Source organism: Staphylococcus rostri (assembly GCF_002902145.1).
In the GTDB taxonomy this organism is placed as follows: Bacteria; Bacillota; Bacilli; order Staphylococcales; family Staphylococcaceae; genus Staphylococcus; species Staphylococcus rostri.
Genome location: NZ_PPRF01000036.1, coordinates 59,414 through 80,540, shown reverse-complemented (window position 1 = coordinate 80,540; position 21,127 = coordinate 59,414). Strand labels below are relative to the sequence as shown.

Genomic DNA, 21,127 nt, shown 5'->3' with positions numbered 1-21,127 from the left:
ACCCCATCGTCCCACCCCGGTAAGGCTGACTAGGAATGAAAAAAGCTTGTAAAAGCGTATTTTCACACCAGTCAGCTACTGCCATATACATAATATATCAAGTTTAATTTGAATGTTTGTATTAATGTCCCAGCCGCTTTCCCGGGAAATAATGGCGTATAGAGAAGTTAAAATGCGTTTATCAATACTTTTTTCACTTCTAGTTACATGCGCTATGGTGTCATGATGAATTCTTTTTATAAATGTAAGATTTCTGACCATGCGCATGTTATAGTAAGAGAAATGAGAGAAAAAGAATTGAAGGGGAGGCGTGGCAATGGGTTCGGAAAAGCAAACTTTGAAGCCAACGATTGGCTTGTTTACAGCTGTCACGATTATTGTCGGTACGATTATAGGATCAGGGGTTTTCGTGAAACCAAGTTCTGTACTTGCGTATGCTGGGACGAGTAATTTAGCACTCTGGGCATGGTTGCTTGGAGGGATTCTAACATTGGCATCTGGCTTGACGATTGCCGAAGTCGGTGCACAAATCACACGTACAGGTGGTTTGTATGCGTATATTAAAGATATTTACGGTTCATTTTGGGGCTTTTTAACAGGTTACACTTTGACGGTGCTCTATGGGCCGGCGATTATTGTATCACTCATTCTCTTTTTAGGTATATTGATTACGAAGTTCTTTGTGATTAGCAGCTTTTGGACGATTCCAATTGGTGCGGGGATTTTCCTGTTTTTACTATTTTTGAACATTCTTGGGACATATTATGCGAATGCCATGCAGAATATCTCAACGCTTGCGAAACTTATTCCAATTTTTGCGATCGTTGTTTTCGGTTTGATTTACGGTCAAGAAGGTGTGTTTGGTAATGATGTCACACAATTGATTATGAACAATGATGGTACTGTGAACTTTGGTCGTGCAGTGTTAGCGACGCTTTTTGCCTATGACGGTTGGATTATGTTGACAACGATGTCGGGTGAAATGAAAAATCCACAAAAGCATTTACCGTTAGCTATGTTGATTGGTATTTTAATTGTAACGCTCGTGTATGTCACAATTAATGTTGCGATTTTCAAAATATTACCAGCATCAGAAGTTTATTTGTTAGGAAACAGTGTAAGTGCAGAAGCGGCAGTTATGTTGTTCGGTAGTGTCGGTGCGAAGATTGTTAATATCGGATTGATTATCTCGATTATCGGAACATTGAATGGTAAGTTGATTACGTTCCCGCGTATTCCATTTGCGATGGCACAAGATAACTTACTGCCATATTCGCAACAAATTCAATATGTCAGCAAGCGTTTTGGTTCGCCAATCGGTGCGCATATTGTGATGAGTGCGTTAACAATTTTGATTTTAACGCTAAGCATTTGTTTCCCATCTGTTTTTGATGCGGATTATTTATCAGAAATTACGATTTTTATTATTTACTTTTTCTATATGGCATCGTTTGTTGGGTTATTTGTGTTAAGACGCAAAAACAAAGGTCAGCCACGTGCATTTTCAGTACCACTCTATCCAGTGCTACCGTTATTGGCAATGTCAGGCGGTCTGTTTATTATTGTGAATACATTTATTTCGGATCCATTAGGGTCGGGTATTGCGATTGGTGGTCTACTCCTTGGTGTGCCACTTTATCTCTTAACTATTAAGAAACAATCTAGTTCGTAAAAGAAGGTGACAACGTGAATCATTCCAAACCGTCAGATCAAGACGTGATGAATATTGTAATGCTTGCCGGTCGTATTTTGTTAGAATGCGGGGCCGAAGCAAATCGTGTAGAAGATACCATGCAGCGTATTGCGATGTCGTATGGTTATGAAGAAACACAAGGCTATGCGCTCAATATTTTTATTAACTTCTCGTTATCACCAGATCATGATACACGTATGGTTAAGATTAAGAAGAATGATACCAATTTACGCAAAGTCTTTTTGGTTAACCATATTTCGCGTCAAATTGCACAACAAAAATTATCGTTTGATGAAGCGTATCAAACGTTGAAGCGGATTGATAAGACGCCACATCGTTATGAACTGTGGCATAAAATGTTGTTTGCAGGTTTAATTTCTATGGGATTTTTATACTTGCAAGGTGGCGGCTGGCAAGATTTGTTGCCTGCCGTGCTTGCAGGGGCTTTTGGTTATTTTGTGACGGAATATATGAAGGGCAAACAACTGACGCTCTTTATTCCAGACTTTTTAGGCGCGATTGTGATTGGTTTAGTGGCGATACCAATTAATCATTGGATCGGTAGTCCCAATCTCGCGGCGACGATTACGGCTGGTGTTATGCCAATCGTGCCCGGAGTTTTGATTACAACAGCAATTCAAGATTTATTCGAGCGGCATATGTTGATGTTTACCGCAAAATTTTTAGAAGCGATTGTGACATCATTTGCGATTGGTGCAGGCATTACAACCGCATTTTTATTATTGTAGGAGGTTAAGCAATGGTCATTCCAATTATTTTTATATGTAGTTTCTTAACCTCATTTTGCTTTGCGTATATTTACGACGCACCAAGACGTCTATTTTTACCAGCGGGGTTATGTGGTGGCTTTGGTTATTTGACATACCACCTTGTACATATGGCATTCGGTATTGATAGTATCTACGCTAGTTTATGTGGCAGCTTTGTCCTTGGCTTGGTGAGTCATGTGATGGCTCGTCAATATAAGTCGCCGGTCATTCTCTTTATGGTGCCGGGGATTATCCCGCTTGTACCAGGGAGTATTTTCTTCAAAGCAACACAAAAATTATTGACGTTGGAATTTAATGAAGCAAATGATATTTTCGTACGTGCAACACTGATTGCCGGGGCGATAGCAGTTGGTTTGTTAATGTCTGATCAATTTGCGAAATCATTTATTCAAAAACCGATTGCGATTATTCGACCGAAACGTCATCATAAAAGTGAATAGAAAAACTGATAAGCTCGCAGCATGTGAAATTCACGTGCTGTGAGCTTTTACGTGAAATCTCAAACTTAAAATGAATATTTTCCCCCTAAATAGATAGTGTAAAAAAGCGCTATCAAAATCACGTTTTAATATGCTATACTATTTAAAAATGTGCTACATCATTAAAGGGAATGAAGAGAAGTCAGCAAGGGGGAGCGTTATGACAAATCCAAAAGAATCTCGATTACTAACATTTTTCACAGACAAGAAGAAGGATCCATCGTACACGTTGGCGCAGTTGATTGGCTTAATCATGGGGCCGTTGTTGTTTGCATTGATTTTGCTGTTTGTGCGTCCGGATGACCTAAGTTTTAAAGGGTTATACGTGCTAGCAATTACAGTGTGGATTGCCATTTGGTGGATTACAGAAGCCATTCCGATTCCAGCGACAAGTTTATTACCATTGATTTTAATGCCGCTCGGTCACGTCATGGACAGTGCAACGGTGTCAGCCCAATACGGGAATGACATCATTTACTTATTCCTAGGTGGCTTTATTTTAGCAATTGCGATGGAGCGTTGGGACTTACATACGCGTATTGCTTTGACGATTATCAATCTCATTGGGACAAGTACAGGGCGTATTTTGTTAGGGTTCATGGTCGCAACAAGTGGGCTTTCAATGTTCGTATCGAATACAGCTGCCGTGATGATTATGATTCCGATTGGTTTGGCGATTATTAAAGAGGCACACGAACTGAAAGAAACGAGTAAAGATGACTCAAGTATCGCGAAGTTTGAACGTTCACTCGTTTTAGGTATCGGTTATGCGGGAACAATCGGTGGTTTAGGTACGCTGATTGGTACGCCACCATTAATTATTTTAAAAGGGCAATATGCAACGAACTTTGGCGAAGAGTTGAGCTTTGCGAAATGGATGATTATCGGTGTACCAACCGTAATTTTATTAATTTTCTTAGCATGGTTGTATTTTAAATTTATTGCATTTCGTCATGATATGAAAGAATTACCAGGCGGTCAACGCGTGATTAAAGATAAGTTGGATGCGTTAGGTAAAGTTAAATATGAAGAAAAAGTGGTATTCTGTATCTTCATTTTAGCTTCGTCACTTTGGATTTCACGTGAGTTCTTGTTATCAAATTGGCAGTTCACTGAGATGATTGCTGACGGTACGATTGCGATGTTCGTCTCAATCTTGCTCTTCTTAATTCCGGCGAAAGATCATCATAAGCGTATTTTAGACTGGTCTGTTGCCAAAGAATTACCGTGGGGCGTACTCTTACTCTTCGGTGGTGGTCTGGCATTGGCGAAAGGGATTCAAGAAAGTGGTCTCGCAACGTGGTTAGGCTTACAAATGACGTCACTCAAAGGTGTGAGCCCAATCTTAATCGTTATCGTTATCACTGTCTTCATCTTATTCTTAACTGAAATTACATCAAATACAGCGACGGCGACAATGATTTTACCAATTTTAGCAACACTTTCTGTCGCAATTAACGTGCATCCATTACTATTGATGGCGCCTGCAGCAATGGCCGCTAACTGTGCATATATGTTACCAGTAGGAACGCCGCCAAATGCGATTGTCTTCGGTACGGGCAAAATCTCAATTAAAGAGATGGCGTCTAAAGGTTTCATAATGAACTTGATTAGTATTATTGTCATTATTCTTATCGTGTATTTCGTATTACCACCTGTATTAGGTATTGACGTGACACAAAGTATTCCATTGCACAAGTCATAAGTGAATAAAACACCTGACACATGATATTAACGCAAAAGTTTATAGACATAAATCTTGAAAATATTAAAAAGACGTGTAAAATGAGTAGCGGTATCATGCTAAGAGAGGTGGAGTTAGGTGAAAAACAAATTCATGGTTTGTGATGATTGTCAGGCTGTAAATCTTAAAAGCGTCACGAATAAGCTAAAAAAACTAGATCCTGATGCTGAAATAGAGATTGGCTGCCAATCGTATTGCGGACCAGGGAGACGTAAAACTTTCGCATTCGTAAATAACCGTCCACTTGCCGCACTCACAGAAGACGAACTGATGGAGAAGGTCAAGAAACAATTGCAAAAACCACGCGATCCTGAAGAAGAGGAACGCTTGAGAAAGCGCAATGAAGAAAGAAAACGTCGTAAAGAAGAACAAGACCGTAAGTTGAAAGAAAAGCTAGCAAAGCGTAAACAACAATAATGACTTGATATAAATGAGGAGAGCCCGTGTTCATGATAGAATGCGGGTTCTTTAGCGTTGCGCCCAGCATGAGGAATAACTTGACGGTGAAAGTCCGTTACGGCTTGGTAGTAGAAATTTTTAGCGAAAGACAAGGGTGTCCGTTGTGAAGTGGAATATGAAGGAAGCATCATGTTATTGTATTCAAATGAGTATTTATTGCTTTTAAAACAGTTTTTTCAAATTATCTTGTAATTCATCTTTATAGTAATGCTGTCGAGCTTTTAAATCTACGGCCCGTATTTGAACAGTATCAATTACACCAGATACTAATCCCTTTTTTGTTTTAAGGAGGATATCAGTAGGAAAAAGTACGTCACGAGTTATAATTGGCAAAATCCAAACAAAGTCTGTACTATCGATACGCATTTTGTTAATCACTACAAGGCAGGGACGCGTTTTGTCTTTCTCGCGCCCACGAGTAGGGTTTAGATCAATGAAACGTATATCGAATGACGCTATATTCATATTTCACGTCCCGCACTTTTTCCTAAATCTACTTCTGCCTCTGTATATTTCCCGCCATTTTGAAAAAAATTTTTGATTCTGTCCTCAATATCTTCCTCTTTTTTAGTAATGAATAAACCACCGTGGATTCTTGTGACTTCTACAGTATCCCCTACATTAAAATCAGTTAACTGAATCGTTTTTTTACTTAAACTCATTGCTTGGCTGTTACCGCTTTTAAAAATACGTTCAGTTGATTTGTTTAAGCCTTTTTCCATTTCATTCATTAATATCAACTCCTTACACTTATAATGCGATAAGCCCTTACAAAAGTAAATGCTTAAGTTGTCGGAAATTATAAGCGTGATTAAGTTATTCGCAATATGATTACAGCTCGTCTGTAAAAATTAATGTGGTAAATAAAATATTGTAAATCGCAACGAATCGGAACATCTATGAATAATCTCTGCGTGAAATGGGAATAGGGTCAATACAGTAACAAATAGAGAGAACAAAAAGGGATGTTTGCGATGATTACAGTATTATATGGTGGCGGACGTGAAAAAGGAAACACCGCCACGTTAACAGAGCAAGTACTAGAAGGACAAGATTATAGATGGATTAACCTAGAAGATATTGTGATGACATCAAGTACAGACACCTTACCAGATGATAATGAACAACGTGATTACCAACAAGTGACAGATCAAATATTTGCCAGTGAAGATGTGATTTTAGTATCGCCTGTGTATTGGTACAGTATTAGTACGACGATGCAACATTTTATTGAACAATGGTCTGAAGCATTAGAGGCATCACAATATGAAGATTTTAAGAAGAAACTATCGGACATTAACTTTCGCCTAATTTTAATCGGTGGCGATAGTCCGCGTGTCAAAGCTTTACCATGCGTACAACAAGTAGATTATAGCCTGCAGTTTTTGGGCGCGCATTTAGAAGATTACTTGATTGGTTATGCGACGCAGCCGGGTGAGATTTTTAAAGATACGTATGCGATGAATGAAGCAGCACGATGGAACGAACAATATACAACAAGCATGATAGCACGTGCGAAATAAGCCTTATATGACGCGGAAGTTGTGGTATAATTGAAGGTATTCTATAGCATATAAGGAGCGAGGAATATGACGTATGAAGTGAGAAGAGCGACACCAGATGATGTCATTGGTATTCGCGATGTAGCAACAAAAGCATGGTATAATACGTATTTGAATATATATGCTGCGCGTACCGTAAATGAATTACTAGCAGCTTCATATAACGAGGCACACTTGCTTAAAAGATTAGATGAACAATTGTTTTTAGTAGCGATGGAAGGCGATACAGTCGTTGGCTTTGCGAATTTTATCGAAGGCAGTGAATTGTATCTATCAGCACACTATGTGCGTCCATACTCACAAAACAAAGGCTATGGTCGTCTATTGTTAGAGCAAGGCTTGGCACATTATAAAGGGCAATATGATGCCGTATACTTAGAAGTCGATACACACAATGAAAAGGCTGTGGCGTTTTACGAGGGTGAAGGCTTTGAAGTGATACGTACATATGAACATGTCATGTATGGTGAAACGATGTCACTTGCATTGATGAAGAAACCATTGGCTTAGTGCCTCATTAAGGAGGAATGTCCATTGACAGAAACGGCTTATGTTGATCGCAAGTTGCCAGAAGAGAAGGTATTCAAAGACCCTATTCATCGGTATATCCATGTACAAGACCAATTGATTTGGGACTTGATTAAAACAAAAGAATTTCAACGTTTAAGACGTATTAAACAACTTGGGACGTTAAATCTTGCATTTCATACTGCAGAGCATAGCCGTTTTGGGCATTCGCTCGGTGTGTACGAGATTGTAAGACGTATGATTGATGAGACGTTTAGAGGGCGTTCAGCGTGGAATAATGCAGACCGTCCATTGGCCATGTGTGCAGCGTTATTGCATGACTTGGGACATGGCCCATTCTCACACAGTTTTGAGAAAATATTTGGTACAGATCATGAAGTCTACACACAGGCGATTATTACGGGCGATACCGAAGTGAACCAAGTGTTACGCCGTGTATCACCATCATTTCCCCATGAAGTGGCAGAAGTGATTAATAAGACGCATCATAATAAGCTGGTCATTTCAATGATTTCATCACAAATTGATGCCGATCGCATGGACTACTTACAGCGAGATGCCTATTTTACAGGTGTATCTTATGGAATGTTTGATATGGAGCGTATTCTACGTTTGATGCGACCGTCTGCGGATGAAGTGCTCATTAAGGAAAGTGGTATGCACGCGGTAGAAAGTTTTATTATGAGTCGTTATCAAATGTACTGGCAAGTCTATTTCCACCCAGTGAGTCGTGGTGGCGAAGTATTATTGAACAATTGTTTTAAACGCGCGAAATATTTGTACGAACAAGGTTACAAATTCCAAACAGCACCTCGTGATTTCGTGCCATTTTTTGAAAATAATGTAACAATTGAAGCATACCTCAAGTTGGATGAAACGGATGTCATGTTTTACTTAAAAGAGTGGGTGCACGAAACAGATCCAATTTTGAGTGATTTGGCAAGACGCTTTATCGATAGAGACTTGTTGAAATATTTACCGTTTGATGGCAGTTACATCACACAAACAGAATTAATGGCGCTCTTTGAAAGTGCAGGCATTGATCCAGCGTATTATTTCGTGAGTGACTCGATTTCAGACTTACCATATGATTACGACCGTCCAGGCTCTGATCGTAAGTCCATTCATCTGTTAAAACCGAACGGCGACATTCGAGAAATTAGCAGTCAATCACGCATTATTTCAAGTGTAACAGGCATTAAACGTCAAGATTATAAACTGTACTATCCGAAAGAATTGGTCTTGAACATTGAAGACCCAGCGTTGAAAGGTTCCATTATCAACCTACTCAATGAGCTGAAATAAACGTAGCGATTATGAATGGAGGGTTCTCAGTGGCAGAGAAAAAAGGTTTTAACTTTAACATCATCAAGAACGACCCGTTAGATGGACATAAAGGGACGAATATTGGCGCGATTAGCTTAGACAACATTGCGCCGGTCTTTATAGATATTGACGCCCAGGAAGCATTTATTGATATTGGTGCGATGCATGCACGTGCAGATGTTGAAAAAGGCGTTAAATGGATTACGGATAAAGACACAGTTGATGTTGAAGGTGCCAAAGCATATTGGCTCTGTTGGGTAACGACGGAAAGAGGCGCACAAGGTCCCTATTACGCAGGGCTGACAGCGGCTTATTTACTCATTAACAAGCAAATTCGTCGTGGCTATAAAAGTATGCCAGAACATGTCAATATGATGGACAAGTCTATGAAGCATAAAGTCATTATTGAACAAATTGGTGATGAAAACAAACGTGTTCTCGCTGATTTTTTACAGCAACATAATGAAGAAATGTGGCGCAATTCAAGTGATGAATTACGTCAAGCATTGGAAGTATAAAGGAAGTTAAAGAAGTGTGTTGATAGCGAGCTGGTCATGAAGTGCCAGTCTCGCAGATTCACGCTTTTTTTATCGTGATTGTATGTTATAATGGCTTGTATTATTTAGCAAAGTAAGGTGGCGACCTCTGTGGAACAACAGGTAAAAATTCAAACACATCAAGTTGTAAAGCAAGGCGATACGAAGCAACAATATACGTATCAAACGCAAGGCTTACGTGTACGAAAAAATGCGGAGTTTATCCGTTACGATGAAACAATTGAAGGGACTGCCGTCAATGTAACCGTTAAGATAACGGATGAAGGTGTTAAAATTATTCGTAAAGGCGACGTCCATATGACATTGCATTTGTTGGAAGGACAGCAAACAACGTCGTACTACCATATTCCAGAAGGCAAAGTTGTTTTTACGGTAGAAACGTTACGCGTGTTACACTTTTTAACAGCAACAGGCGGTAAACTTAAAGTGCATTACAAACTATATCAAGGTGATGACCCAATCGGCACCTATCAATATGAATTGACATACGAGGAGTGTTAGGATGAATATTATTGATCAAGTGAAACAGACATTGATTGAAGAAATTGAAAAAAGTATTAAAAAAGCAGAACTTGCAGAAACAGTTCCAAATATTAAAGTGGAAATTCCGAAAGACACGCAAAACGGCGATTATTCAACAAATATCGCGATGGTTTTAACGAAAATTGCGAAACGTAATCCACGTGAAATTGCGCAATTAATCGTTGAAAACTTAGATACTGAAGCAGCACACGTTCAAAAAGTAGATATCGCTGGCCCAGGATTTATTAACTTTTATTTAGATTCGAGTTATCTCCATGTCGTAATTGATGATGTCTTGAAGAAAGACACACAATACGGTCGTGTAGACACACCGAAAAATGAAAAAGTATTAATTGAATATGTATCAGCAAACCCAACAGGTGACTTACATATCGGTCATGCGCGTAACGCAGCAGTCGGCGATACGATGAGTAATATTATGGATGCCGCTGGTTATGACGTGACACGCGAATATTACATTAATGATGCGGGTAACCAAATCACAAACTTAGCGAAGTCGATTGAAGCACGTTATTGGCAAAGCTTAGGTAAAGACATGGCGATGCCTGAAGATGGCTATCACGGAAAAGATATTGTCGGTATTGGTGAAGACTTGGCGAAAACACGCCCAGAACTCCAAGACATGTCTGACAGTGAACGCGTTGAAGTATTCCGCAAATTAGGTGTAGACTATGAAATGAGTAAGTTGCGTCAAGATTTAGCAGATTTCAACACGCATTTTGATAACTGGTTTAGTGAGACAAGTCTGTATGAAAAAGGCGACATTCAAGCTGTTCTTGAAAAAATGGCGGAACTTGGTTACACGTATGAAAAAGATGGTGCGACATGGTTACGTACGACAGACTTTAAAGATGATAAAGACCGTGTATTAATCAAGCAAGACGGGACTTACACGTATTTCTTACCAGACATTGCATATCATTATGACAAAATCCAACGTGGTAATGACAAATTGATCAACCTATTTGGTGCAGATCACCACGGTTACATCAATCGTTTGAAAGCATCACTCGAAACATTCGGTGTCGATAGCGATCGCTTAGAAATTCAAATCATGCAATTGGTACGTTTAATGCAAGATGGCGTTGAAGTGAAGATGAGTAAGCGTACAGGTAACGCGATTACATTACGTGAAATTATGGATGAAGTCGGCGTAGATGCGGCACGTTACTTCTTAACAATGCGTAGCCCGGACACACACTTTGACTTTGATATGGAACTTGCGAAAACACAATCACAAGACAACCCTGTGTACTATGCACAATATGCACATGCGCGTATTTGTTCTATCTTGCGTCAAGCGGCTGAACAAGGCTATGAAGTTACACCAGGCAGCGATTACAGCGCAATTACACATGAAAAAGCGATTGAATTGTTGAAGAAAGTTGCGGAATTTGAAACGGTAATTGAAGGTGCAGCGGAAGCAAGAGCCCCACACCGTATTACAAACTACATTCAAGATTTAGCAGCGCATTTCCACAAGTTCTACAATGCTGAAAAAGTGTTAACAGACGATACAGCGAAGACACAAGCGCATTTAGCGTTAATCGATGCGGTGCGTATTACATTGCGCAATGCGTTAAGCCTTGTTGGTGTATCAGCACCTGAAAGTATGTAGTCGTGCGTCAAACTTCAAATAAATGGGTATAGTACTGGATGATGTTGAATTGAGGTGTGGAGAATGAAGTTTAAACATATTGTGTTATTAATGGTTATGGCGCTTGTCTTGGCGGGATGTAATTTCCAAGCGAATCAGACGGGCGAAAGTGGAAAATCATCAGGTAAAGTCCCTAAACGCATTATTTCATTGATGCCAAGTAATACAGAGATTTTGTATGAACTGGGTCTTGGGGATAAAGTCATTGGTGTTTCAACAGTGGATGATTATCCGAAAGAAGTACAAGATAAAGAGCAATTTGATTCAATGAACTTGAATAAAGAAGCATTGATTAAAGCGCAACCTGACTTGATTGTGGCACATGAAACGCAACGTGCGTCACAAGGCAAAGTACTCGAAAGTTTGAAGAAGAGTGGCATTAAAGTTGTCTATATTAAAGATGCCAAATCAATCGATCAAATGTATGAGACGTTTATGCAAGTCGGTGAAGTGACAGGTAAGGAACAAGAGGCGCAAGCACTTGTTAAAGAAACAAAAGCAAATATTCAAAAAGTCATCGATGGTATTCCAAATAAGAAAGCAAATCCAAAAGTGTTCATGGAAATTGCCTCTGACCCAGAAATTTATACAACAGGTAAAGGGACTTTCATGAACGATATGTTGCGTCAGCTGAAAGCCGATAACGTCTTCGCTGATCAAGTGGATTGGCCTAAGGTGGATAAAGAACAGATTATCAAAAAGAATCCAGATGTGATGATTGCGACATCAGGTGTGACAACAGCACAATATCAACAAGCAGTATCACAACGTGGTGGTTTTGATGAAGTGACAGCGGTGAAAAAAGACCAAGTCAAAGCATTAAATGATGATTTATTGTCACGTCCAGGGCCACGCTTGGATGATGGCATGAAAAAATTGAGAGATGCCATTTATGAGTAATCGTAAATGGAGAGGCTTCATAACCTTGAGTGTATGGAGCCTTTTTTTAATAGTTGTTGTTTGTTATGCATTATGGAGTCAGCTTGATTGGCAAGACCCTTTAACACCGACGTTGATTTGGCAAGTACGTTTACCACGTGTGCTACTCGCATTATTCGCCGGTATGGGCTTGACGATTGCAGGTCAAATGTATCAGCTCATCTTGAACAATCCATTAGCCGACAGCTTTACATTAGGTTTGGCAAATGGTGCCACGGTAGGCGCGGCATTGGCAATTTTTTCTGGTGTCTCGTTCTTATGGATTGCCCCATTTGCGATGTTCTTCGGGATACTGACACTGGCAATTGTGATGCTTGTCGCACAGTTATTGACAGCAGGTTATCCAACAAAATCTTTAATATTGTCAGGGATTATGATAGGCGCTTTGCTTAATGCCGTACTTTATTTACTGGTACAATTAAATCCAACACGATTACAGAATATCCTAGGCTATTTATTTGGTGGCTTTTCAGCTGCAGAGTATCGAGAAGTGGTTTATATTGTCGTGACACTCGTCATTGTTGTCATGAGCTTATTTATATTATCGCCACGTATCAAGCTTTTACAACTAAACACGCTATCGAGTGCAGCACTTGGATTGAACGTTCAGCGTTTATCACTAATTGTTTTAGGGCTTGCGACAATTTTAGCCACAGTCATTATTGGATATGTCGGTGTAATCGGCTTTATCGGCATGGTCATTCCGCAGTTTGTCCATCGCATCGTCCGCGGTACTTTACCTTATAAAATGGGCATGAACTTAATCATCGGTGGCACGGTAATGGTGTTAGCCGACATTTTGGGTGCACAGCTACTCGCACCGATACAGCTACCGGCAAGCATCGTTTTGGCATTATTAGGTATTCCAATGATGTTTTATTTAATGATAGTTGAAGGGCGCCGAACGATTGATTAGTATATAAATATAGGAATTACAACAGAAAGCAATGAGGTTAACAAATGGATGTATCACATATTAAGGCAATTATATTTGATCTAGAAGGTACTTTATTAGACCGTGAGAAGTCACGCGATAAGTTTATAGAAGAGCAATACGAACGCTTCCACGATTATTTCGTCCGTGTGCAAGCGGCAGATTTTCGCCAAAAGTTTATTGAGTTAGACGATGATGAAGATCATGATAAACCAGATGTCTACAAAGAAATGATTAAACAATTTAACATTGATCGACTCAGTTGGAAAGATCTGTTTCGAGACTTTGAAATGCACTTTTATCGTTATGTCTTTCCGTTTCACGATACGAATTATACGCTGAAAAAATTACATGAAGCGGGGTATAAGATTGGTGTCATTGCGAATGGCAAATCTAAAATCAAGCAATATCGCGTGTATTCTTTAGGTATTGAGGATTACGTTAACCATCTTTCAACATCCGAGACAGTCGGCTTCCGTAAACCACATCCACGGATTTATGAAGACATTGTAGAAAAGTTAGAAGTCACACCGCAAGAAGTTATGTATGTTGGAGATGATGCGTTGAACGACGTTGCCCCTGCGCATGCGATGGAGATGATTAGTGTATGGTACCGCCACGAACATCATGATGCCGACCTTGCACCGCTTGCTTCAGAAATGGATTATGAAATTACATCATTAGAACAGTTGCTAGATATATTAGACATACCTAAGGAGGGAGAACAAAATGGAACTTTTTAAAACATCTGATGGGACGGCTATTAATTATCGCTCAATGGGTGCTGGTTATCCTATCGTTATGATTCATTCAGTGTATATGAATCACACAGTATTTGAAGAAATAGCACAACGCTTAGCGAGATATTTTCAAGTGATTATGCTCGATTTGCGCGGCCATGGCTATTCAGATAAGCCGTTAAAAATTAACTTTAACCAATTTAGTCAGGATATTAAAGAAGTGATGGACTATCTTTATATCGAAAGCGCGACAATTATTGCTAATGAATTAGGAAGTTCAGTCGCGTTAGACCTTGCTGCGCGTCATCCAGAGATGGTCAAAGAATTAATTTTAGTAAACCCAACTGTGCAAGACGATATGTTACCGCACGATCGTTTATTTAGAAGATATGCGGAAGAAATTCGTACATGGGATCAACGTGAACAAGAGAAATTTTTAGAAAAGCAGCTCTATTATTCAGATAGAAAAGTGCGCAAGTTTTTAAAAAATGTAAATGATTCAGCGTCATTATTGACAGATTATGAAGCAGCTGCAGTAGATAACGCTTTTCTACATACGAACGTCGAGTTATTGTTACCGAGCATTCACGTGCGTACGTTAGTCATCTCAGGTCAGGCGAATAAACGTGTGACACCATTAGAAGCGAAAGATGTTGCGGACAGACTACCGAATGCGACATTTTCACTCTTTAAACGTTCGGGTGTGTATCCGTTTGTTGAAGAGAAAGACCACTTCTTAAGAGCGGTTAAAGAATTCATGCATAAGACAACACAAAATATGGACTTGTAATGATTTTGTAATCTTACTGTTATTATTTTGACATTTACGTTATACTGGGCATAGCAGGTAAATAAACAGCACTAAAAAAGGAGTGTGTGTTTGATGAAAAAATACTTGTGTGTTGTGATGATATTGAGCATTATTTTCACGTGCGTCAGTATCACACCAGTTCATGCAGCGTCAGGCAATACGATCCAATCGGTTGAAGCATTGCAAAAAGGCGACAAGGAATTAGAAGGCGTGAAAGTCGGCCAACGTATGAAAGACATTATACGTACAAAAGGCAAAGGCATTCATTCTATGGCAGCATATGGCGATGAACAATATTATGAATACCATACAGACGAAGGACTTTTACGTATAACAGCAAACAATGACAAAGCAACAGCAAAAGTAATACGTGTATCTATGAGTTATAACGAGGTCACAGGACCAACGTATCGAGACGTTCAGAAACATGTGGATGATACAGCGGTTCAGCGTGAACATTATAACGATATTACAGGTAATACGGGTTACATTGCAGACGGTAAGGTATCATATCAATTTACAACAACACATCCAAAAGATAAAAATTTAAAGTTGTATCGTATCGACTTAGAAGCATAATTTTGTGATGTGAGATATTCAGTATAAAGAGACAGAGGGCGATGTATGATGGCTTGCTGTCTCTTTAATGATTATGTTGTGGTAATAAGAGACGGTTGGGACTGAGTGCCCCTTATAGTTGCCACACCTTCTTCTCGTGCGTTTGTGAACAATACTAGTTGGAGGAACAGAATGAGAGAAAATGATCGCGAACTATTAGAACGTGTTGAAACGTATTTGATGGATAAAGGGGTGACCCCTCATGTAATTGGTGACGTGAAAGAAAATCTGCGCAAAGACATTCAGAAATCGGAAGCACAAAATATAGATTATACGGCATATCGGCAAAAATCTTCAGCAGAACTTGTGCTAACGATTCAAAAGAACTTATTTATCATGCACTTTAATCCGGTTGTCTTTTTTGTCATCAACTTTATTTTAATCGCTTATCTATACAATAAGCAGCTGGTCCCTTTTGGTGCAGTTACGGGTTTATTTCTCGTCTATGTTGCAGTTGTATTGCCACTCTCCATCATTATTTATTTGAGTGTTAAACATAAAAGCTATTTATACCGTAATAAGTATGAGCGCTATTTAGGACTCGTACTAGCACTAGGCGCTTTCGTATTAATCTTAATGCATACATTTAATATTACATTGGGTATCCATGTTGTCACACAATATGCGCATATCGGTGTCGCCATTTTGGGGCTTATCATTACCGTATACGGCTTATATCGCCGTCATTTTGAAAATACGGGGATTGGTTTGTTGTTGCTCCAGAAGACGATAGATATTGTCGTGCCAGATATACAAATTGCCCAATATATCTCAATTGCATTATGGATTATGCTACTCGTAATGATCATCATTTACACAATCGACTTATCATCCAACAAAGATAGAGGATAATTTAAAAGCCATATATTGAAAGGTGTCTACGCATCTTTCAATATATGGCTTTTGATTAGTTTGGTTTAATGTTCGATTCTTTAATTTTGGAGTTAACCTGATCTAAAAGTGCATTGATTTTTTTGCGCTGTCCATCATCCACTAAGATAAGGACTGTACGTTCATCATGCTCGTTACGACGCTTATTAAAGTAACCATCTTGTGAAAGATTTTTTACAGCTTTTACAACTTGTGGCTGCTTGTAATTAAGGTTGTTAATAATATCTTTTAAGAAATATTCAGGTTCAATTTTATGACTTATGTGTGTAAGCACTGCGAATTCTTCAAAAGTCATATGAAATTCTTTCTTTATCATGCTTTTTAATTTATCAGCATACGTTACCATTGTTAAAAGTTCGAAACAATTTTTAATTTTTGATACAGTCATTGCAATAGCCTCCTAGATAATACATCAGTAAAAAATGCTTCACTTATACAATCGAGTGTGCCCATAATATGTAGAGTGGGACAGAAATATCATTAAAAAAGGTTGTATTTGTCTCCCCAGGCAAAGGTGAGCAGAAGAGGTTGAAACACCGTTTATAGGTTTCCCAATGCTTAAATTTATTGTGTCCCAGCCCTCAGTCACCTACTACTAACTGCATCAGTTGATGTGATTAGTAGCATACTGTCATGTCCCAGTCTCACACATTATAGCAAAATTATTTTGCCCGTTTCATAAAAACATAAATAACTTAAAATATCATTGTTATATTAGTAAGTTTTTGACTAAAAATATCATTATATCTTAAATAAAACATGTCTTATGATTGATGATGTCCGGTAAAAGGTATGTTATTTCGAGTACTGTATTTGAATGTTTGGAAATGTGCTTATTAATGAAGGAGGTACAATTCTAAGAGTAATTGATGTTGGTTCTATACGACCTATTTGTAGGCTGTCAAACGGTCATATCCATTCAAGCATATTTATCGTTATGTGTGGTTTTAATAACAACTAGAAACATACATGCTAAAAGTCTAAGTTGATTGGGTGCATAATTACTTGATTTTTAATGCTGTTTCATCAGGATTTCGGACAATTTTCTCACCAGCAAATATCCCGCTTTTAATTATAAGTTGCTCATTTATTTTATCATAATTTATTATACGTTTAACATATTTCCCGTTTTTATGAATCACAACATAATTTTTATGGAATAAAATATCAGATGGCAATACCATTTTAGGTTGACCCAAATAGACCGTAAAATGTGTACCGATAGGGTAGTTTTTATCGGTCTTAATGGTAGCTTGATAAGACGTATTTTGCTTGTTGGAAATAGAATTAGAAGGTGGCGTCGTTATAGTAGTGATGTGCCCTGTGACGGGTTTATGTGTTCCAGATTGAACTAAAATAACGTTTGTTTGAGTGCCAATTTTTGTATAAAACGCTTCAGGCAAATCTATAATAATATGTTGTGTTTTTGATTGTATTTCTAAGATTATTGAATTTTTTTTGAAGGTACAATTTCATGCAAACGCACGATTCCTTGAACAGGTGTTTGAATGGTTGTGTAGAGTTCCGTCTTTAATTTGACGAGATCTCGGAGACATTCATAAGCTTCTCGCGCAGTATGAAATTGTGTGGAAAGTGAAGATAACGCGTTAATTTCGGGGATTTTAAGCGGATTGTAGTATGTGAGGAGCGGTGTTTCTTTGGAGACTTGTTGCCCATTCTTAACGTGAATTTCGTGTATTTGCCCAAACTGTGGTTGAAAAGTGACGGGATAGTAATAGTCTGATTGCACAATACCACTTGTGTGATAGGGAAAGGTTAAACGTGCTTCAACCGTTTGTATATCAGTGTTTTTCATGTTTTGTATGACATAATAAGTCGCACATATAAGGGTTATCAATACGAATGAACTGAACACTGATAGGAAAAGTTTTGTTTTCTTAGTCATAATCGACACCTCTTTCGATGGCAAGATGGCTATTATTATACAAAGGAAAAATGGAGACGCAAGCTGCGAAAGATGAATGCTTGGTGTGATGAATATGACAGATATTCAGATTATGTAGGCAACAGAAAATGGCGTTGAGAAGTTAATAGTGACCTTCAATTTAATATGTAGATGGCAGTAGCTGACTGGCATGAAAATACGCTTTTATAAGCTTTTTCACGCCTACTCAGCCTTGCCGAGGTGGGACTGAAATAAAGAGGTTCCTGTCCCATTCCCGATGTTGTCGCAAGTTAATGGACAAATTGGATAAGACAAATCGCCAATAAAATGATGATTAAGCCCATAATACGTTGTTGACTGATTTTGCGTGGAGTAATACCGAGTAAGCCGAAGTGATCAATGATAAGGCTGATTACAATTTGGCCTAACATGACAGTAATTAAAGTGTAAGTGACACCAATCTGTGCAGTTAGTATGATGTTCGTTACGACATATAATAAGCCAAGTATACCACCCAGAAAATGCCACCAACGAAGGGAACCGTATTCAGGGTGTACCCGCAGAATGTTAAACCGACGATGTGTGATGGCAGTGATTACGAATAGTGTGACAGCACCGACAGTAAATGACACAAGTGCCGCAAAGATAGGTGACCCAACAGATTGGCCGAGTGCACTGTTAATTGCCGCTTGAATAGGCGGTGCAAAGCCAAAGATTAAGCCGAGTACAAGCCAAGGAACAATATTTTGTGTAGGCTGTTTCATGAATGCTTGGCGACGTTGGATATTCATTAATGCGATACCAACAATAAGAAGTAGGAGACCGACCCCTTTAATGAATGTAAATGGTTGAGGCGTGACATGAAACCATCCAAAAGTATCAATCAAACAACCCATTAATAATTGACCAGTTATAGTTGTTACAACCGTTAACGATGCGCCTATTTTAGGGAAAAGGAATAAGTTGGCTGTTAAAAAAATAACGCCCATCAGGCCACCGACAAACCAAGTATAGTCAATTGTATACGAAGCAAATGCATGAGATGTGAAATAACGAGGTTGTGTAACGAGCGTTAATAGGACTAAAGAAAGTGTACCTACTAAAAATGAAATAGCCGACGCATAAAATGCTGATTGTGTATATTGACTCAGGCGTGTATTGACAGAAGTTTGAACGGGAACGACGGCACCGGCAATTAAGCCTAAAATGATGAATGATAACAACATAAATGATACTTCCTTTTACTGTTTTGATAAGTTATGATGAATATTATACAGTTTGTTAAAAATTTTAGCGATAAAATGATTATGGATGACATAACTTTAGTAATGATGAGTGATAGTGTGACAGGAACTTCAGATACTAAAGATGAAATAAAACGAATGTGGATGGTTAAAGTATAAGTAAAGACTAGAAGTGTGGTGATAATAATGGCGCAACATGAAATCGTCCGTGTACTGGATGAGCAAATGTTTTTTGTGAATGTTAAGAATGTGTCCGAACTGGGCGTTGGACAATATGTAGAAGTGCTTAATACCGCAAAGTCTTATAAAACATTAGCAAGAGTTGTTGAAGTGTATGAAAAATATGCCATCTGTGAGAAATTAGGCAGACGGAAAGTGTTTTATGGCGATGAAGTACGCTTCAGACCACGATATGCATGATAAACGACAAAAAAGCAGCAATGCACGAATAGATGTGCATTGCTGCTTTTTCGGACTAGAAGAGAATTGTGATCGTTTTGTCAGTCACTTGTGCTGTTTTCACTTGTGTGACTTGCATGCCGGGTGGGGATAAGATGTTGAGTTTTAAAATTTTATCTGCCTGTGCGGCGACGAGTTCTTTTGTGAGTGCTTGATTGATTTTAGGTAATGAAAGGCGAATTGGTTTTTGTTGTGCGGTGTCGAATGTGATGTCTAGTGTTTTCGTGTTCATGAGAATCAGCTCCTTTATACATTGATTGTTGATGTCTTTACCACTTCAAGCTGGTCATAATGTTCACCAGTTAAAGCTTCAATGGCTGCTGCTAACTTGCGGAAGTCATCCGTGCTTGCTTCGGGGTTTAAGTTATTAATGCGGCGTGATGTTTTCACTGTTTTGCCGTCAGGGGATGTCGTACTTTGTGTCAAAATAAGTGAGATATTTTTCGTATTCATGGTTGCCACCTCCTTTCACACTATATATCGATATGGCGCGCTAAAAAGGGACAGTCCAAATTGAAAAAATTTTTAAATCTATGTGTAAACGTATACAACACTGAGCGGCAAGGGATATTGTATTTTGTAACTTGAAATGTTAGCGTATTCAAAAAATTCATCAAGTTAAAAACCTTTTATGTGACATAAATATCCTATATTATTGTATAAGGAACATATAAGTGAGGTGAGTAGCATGAATTGCGTTGATCCAATCAAACATCATGAAGATATTCAAAACTTGTATTGTGCATTAAAAGCACATTCTGAGCGTGATTATTTATTGTTTAAATTTGCGATTCATACGGGTATTAAATTAAATGACTTACTTCATTTAACAGTTGCGGATATTATGACAGAGCGTAACCAAATTATTACGCATTGGGAAGTCTGTGCGGCGCATGAAGTGCACGTGGTCTTACCTGAAACGTTGCGTCAAGAGTTACAAGCATATATTGATACAGAAGCACTTATATCGCATGATTTGTTGTTTCAATCGAAAAGGACGAAAAAGGGATTGAGTCGTCAACAAGCATATCGTATCGTTCATGCGGCAGCGACTGAAGTAGGCATCCCACATATAGGGCTAACGACATTGCGAAAAACTTTTGCCTATCATACATATCGTTCAGGCGTGTCGCTTCCCATTATTCAGAAGTATTTAGGACATCAAACTGCGCAAGAAACACTCAAGTTTATCGGTGAATCTAGTAAGCATACCCCGACGATGATTGCGCTTGATTTATAACTTAAC

At 38.7% G+C, this 21,127-nt stretch carries 26 protein-coding genes and 1 pseudogene; 19 read left to right on the top strand and 8 right to left on the bottom strand.

The annotated features are described in order from the left end of the window. The first annotated feature begins 316 nt into the window (after positions 1–316). The 5 genes from CD122_RS06455 (at position 317) to CD122_RS06435 (ending at position 5,124) form a co-directional block, all read left to right on the top strand. Entirely contained in the window at positions 317–1,672 is a 1,356-nt protein-coding gene (locus CD122_RS06455; RefSeq protein ID WP_103358172.1) for an APC family permease, read from the top strand. Positions 1,673–1,719: 47 nt separating this feature from the next. Further along, complete coding sequence (locus tag CD122_RS06450; protein WP_103358177.1) at positions 1,720–2,442, top strand: threonine/serine exporter family protein; 723 nt, start codon at positions 1,720–1,722, stop codon at positions 2,440–2,442. Between the two features lie 11 nt (positions 2,443–2,453). Beyond that, a complete protein-coding gene (locus CD122_RS06445) occupies positions 2,454–2,924 on the top strand; it encodes a threonine/serine exporter family protein (protein WP_103358171.1) in 471 nt (156 codons plus the stop codon). A 199-nt stretch (positions 2,925–3,123) separates the two neighbouring features. Further along, positions 3,124–4,668 carry an SLC13 family permease gene (locus tag CD122_RS06440; RefSeq protein ID WP_103358170.1) on the top strand — a complete coding sequence of 515 codons (1,545 nt, stop codon included), beginning with the start codon at positions 3,124–3,126 and terminating at the stop codon, positions 4,666–4,668. 117 nt (positions 4,669–4,785) lie between these two features. After that, entirely contained in the window at positions 4,786–5,124 is a 339-nt protein-coding gene (locus CD122_RS06435; protein ID WP_044360401.1) for a YuzB family protein, read from the top strand. Positions 5,125–5,293: 169 nt separating this feature from the next. Here the strand turns inward: CD122_RS06435 and CD122_RS06430 are convergent. Next, positions 5,294–5,631: pseudogene (locus CD122_RS06430) on the bottom strand (type II toxin-antitoxin system PemK/MazF family toxin). Then, positions 5,628–5,897 carry an AbrB/MazE/SpoVT family DNA-binding domain-containing protein gene (locus CD122_RS06425; RefSeq protein WP_240624133.1) on the bottom strand — a complete coding sequence of 90 codons (270 nt, stop codon included), beginning with the start codon at positions 5,895–5,897 and terminating at the stop codon, positions 5,628–5,630. Before CD122_RS06425 ends, CD122_RS06430 begins: the two are co-directional and overlap by 4 nt. Positions 5,898–6,140: 243 nt before the next feature. Here CD122_RS06425 and CD122_RS06420 point away from each other — a divergent pair, with 243 nt between their 5' ends. From CD122_RS06420 to CD122_RS06365, 12 genes are all read left to right on the top strand, one after another. Continuing rightward, on the top strand, positions 6,141–6,689 hold the full coding sequence (locus CD122_RS06420; RefSeq protein WP_103358175.1) for a flavodoxin family protein: 549 nt from the start codon (positions 6,141–6,143) through the stop codon (positions 6,687–6,689). A gap of 66 nt (positions 6,690–6,755) precedes the next feature. Further along, positions 6,756–7,238 carry a GNAT family N-acetyltransferase gene (locus CD122_RS06415; RefSeq protein ID WP_103358169.1) on the top strand — a complete coding sequence of 161 codons (483 nt, stop codon included), beginning with the start codon at positions 6,756–6,758 and terminating at the stop codon, positions 7,236–7,238. 24 nt (positions 7,239–7,262) lie between these two features. Further along, positions 7,263–8,561: an HD domain-containing protein gene (locus tag CD122_RS06410; RefSeq protein ID WP_103358168.1), complete on the top strand. Its 1,299-nt coding sequence runs from the start codon at positions 7,263–7,265 to the stop codon at positions 8,559–8,561. Between the two features lie 11 nt (positions 8,562–8,572). Further along, on the top strand, positions 8,573–9,100 hold the full coding sequence (locus CD122_RS06405) for a YwhD family protein (RefSeq protein WP_169926474.1): 528 nt from the start codon (positions 8,573–8,575) through the stop codon (positions 9,098–9,100). 129 nt (positions 9,101–9,229) lie between these two features. Beyond that, positions 9,230–9,640 (top strand): YwiB family protein, encoded by a 411-nt coding sequence (locus CD122_RS06400; protein WP_103358166.1) that lies wholly within the window; start codon positions 9,230–9,232, stop codon positions 9,638–9,640. A gap of 1 nt (position 9,641) precedes the next feature. After that, a complete protein-coding gene (gene argS, locus CD122_RS06395; protein ID WP_103358165.1) occupies positions 9,642–11,300 on the top strand; it encodes an arginine--tRNA ligase in 1,659 nt (552 codons plus the stop codon). Positions 11,301–11,363: 63 nt separating this feature from the next. Further along, positions 11,364–12,239 carry an ABC transporter substrate-binding protein gene (locus tag CD122_RS06390; protein WP_103358164.1) on the top strand — a complete coding sequence of 292 codons (876 nt, stop codon included), beginning with the start codon at positions 11,364–11,366 and terminating at the stop codon, positions 12,237–12,239. Then, positions 12,232–13,194 (top strand): FecCD family ABC transporter permease, encoded by a 963-nt coding sequence (locus tag CD122_RS06385; RefSeq protein WP_103358163.1) that lies wholly within the window; start codon positions 12,232–12,234, stop codon positions 13,192–13,194. The genes CD122_RS06390 and CD122_RS06385 overlap by 8 nt, the downstream gene beginning before the upstream one ends. A 44-nt stretch (positions 13,195–13,238) precedes the next feature. After that, positions 13,239–13,955 carry an HAD family hydrolase gene (locus tag CD122_RS06380; protein WP_103358162.1) on the top strand — a complete coding sequence of 239 codons (717 nt, stop codon included), beginning with the start codon at positions 13,239–13,241 and terminating at the stop codon, positions 13,953–13,955. Further along, positions 13,942–14,742: an alpha/beta fold hydrolase gene (locus CD122_RS06375; protein ID WP_103358161.1), complete on the top strand. Its 801-nt coding sequence runs from the start codon at positions 13,942–13,944 to the stop codon at positions 14,740–14,742. Before CD122_RS06380 ends, CD122_RS06375 begins: the two co-directional genes overlap by 14 nt. A 93-nt stretch (positions 14,743–14,835) precedes the next feature. Then, the gene (locus tag CD122_RS06370) at positions 14,836–15,342 is read left to right on the top strand and encodes an SA0570 family protein (protein ID WP_103358160.1); all 507 of its coding nucleotides are present in this window, start codon (positions 14,836–14,838) and stop codon (positions 15,340–15,342) included. A gap of 171 nt (positions 15,343–15,513) precedes the next feature. Then, positions 15,514–16,233: a hypothetical protein gene (locus tag CD122_RS06365; RefSeq protein WP_103358159.1), complete on the top strand. Its 720-nt coding sequence runs from the start codon at positions 15,514–15,516 to the stop codon at positions 16,231–16,233. A 55-nt stretch (positions 16,234–16,288) separates the two neighbouring features. Here the strand turns inward: CD122_RS06365 and sarA are convergent, their stop codons facing one another. The 4 genes from sarA to CD122_RS06345 all read right to left on the bottom strand — a co-directional run bounded on the left by sarA (position 16,289) and on the right by CD122_RS06345 (position 19,404). Beyond that, a complete protein-coding gene (gene sarA, locus CD122_RS06360; protein WP_103358158.1) occupies positions 16,289–16,660 on the bottom strand; it encodes a global transcriptional regulator SarA in 372 nt (123 codons plus the stop codon). Between the two features lie 613 nt (positions 16,661–17,273). Then, complete coding sequence (locus tag CD122_RS11785) at positions 17,274–17,675, bottom strand: efflux RND transporter periplasmic adaptor subunit (RefSeq protein ID WP_142381185.1); 402 nt, start codon at positions 17,673–17,675, stop codon at positions 17,274–17,276. A gap of 41 nt (positions 17,676–17,716) precedes the next feature. Further along, on the bottom strand, positions 17,717–18,178 hold the full coding sequence (locus CD122_RS06350) for an HlyD family secretion protein (RefSeq protein ID WP_103358156.1): 462 nt from the start codon (positions 18,176–18,178) through the stop codon (positions 17,717–17,719). Positions 18,179–18,468: 290 nt separating this feature from the next. Further along, positions 18,469–19,404, bottom strand: a complete 936-nt coding sequence (locus CD122_RS06345) for a DMT family transporter (protein WP_103358155.1) — start codon at positions 19,402–19,404, stop codon at positions 18,469–18,471. A 204-nt stretch (positions 19,405–19,608) separates the two neighbouring features. Between CD122_RS06345 and CD122_RS06340 the strand changes: the two genes are divergently transcribed. Beyond that, positions 19,609–19,842 carry a hypothetical protein gene (locus tag CD122_RS06340; protein WP_103358154.1) on the top strand — a complete coding sequence of 78 codons (234 nt, stop codon included), beginning with the start codon at positions 19,609–19,611 and terminating at the stop codon, positions 19,840–19,842. 55 nt (positions 19,843–19,897) lie between these two features. On the opposite strand, the gene CD122_RS06335 is transcribed toward CD122_RS06340, so the two are convergent. Further along, on the bottom strand, positions 19,898–20,113 hold the full coding sequence (locus CD122_RS06335; RefSeq protein ID WP_103358153.1) for a DUF2922 domain-containing protein: 216 nt from the start codon (positions 20,111–20,113) through the stop codon (positions 19,898–19,900). Positions 20,114–20,127: 14 nt separating this feature from the next. Further along, positions 20,128–20,334, bottom strand: a complete 207-nt coding sequence (locus CD122_RS06330) for a DUF1659 domain-containing protein (RefSeq protein ID WP_103358152.1) — start codon at positions 20,332–20,334, stop codon at positions 20,128–20,130. A gap of 235 nt (positions 20,335–20,569) precedes the next feature. Here CD122_RS06330 and CD122_RS06325 point away from each other — a divergent pair, with 235 nt between their 5' ends. Continuing rightward, a complete protein-coding gene (locus CD122_RS06325) occupies positions 20,570–21,121 on the top strand; it encodes a tyrosine-type recombinase/integrase (protein ID WP_103358151.1) in 552 nt (183 codons plus the stop codon). Positions 21,122–21,127: the final 6 nt, after the last annotated feature.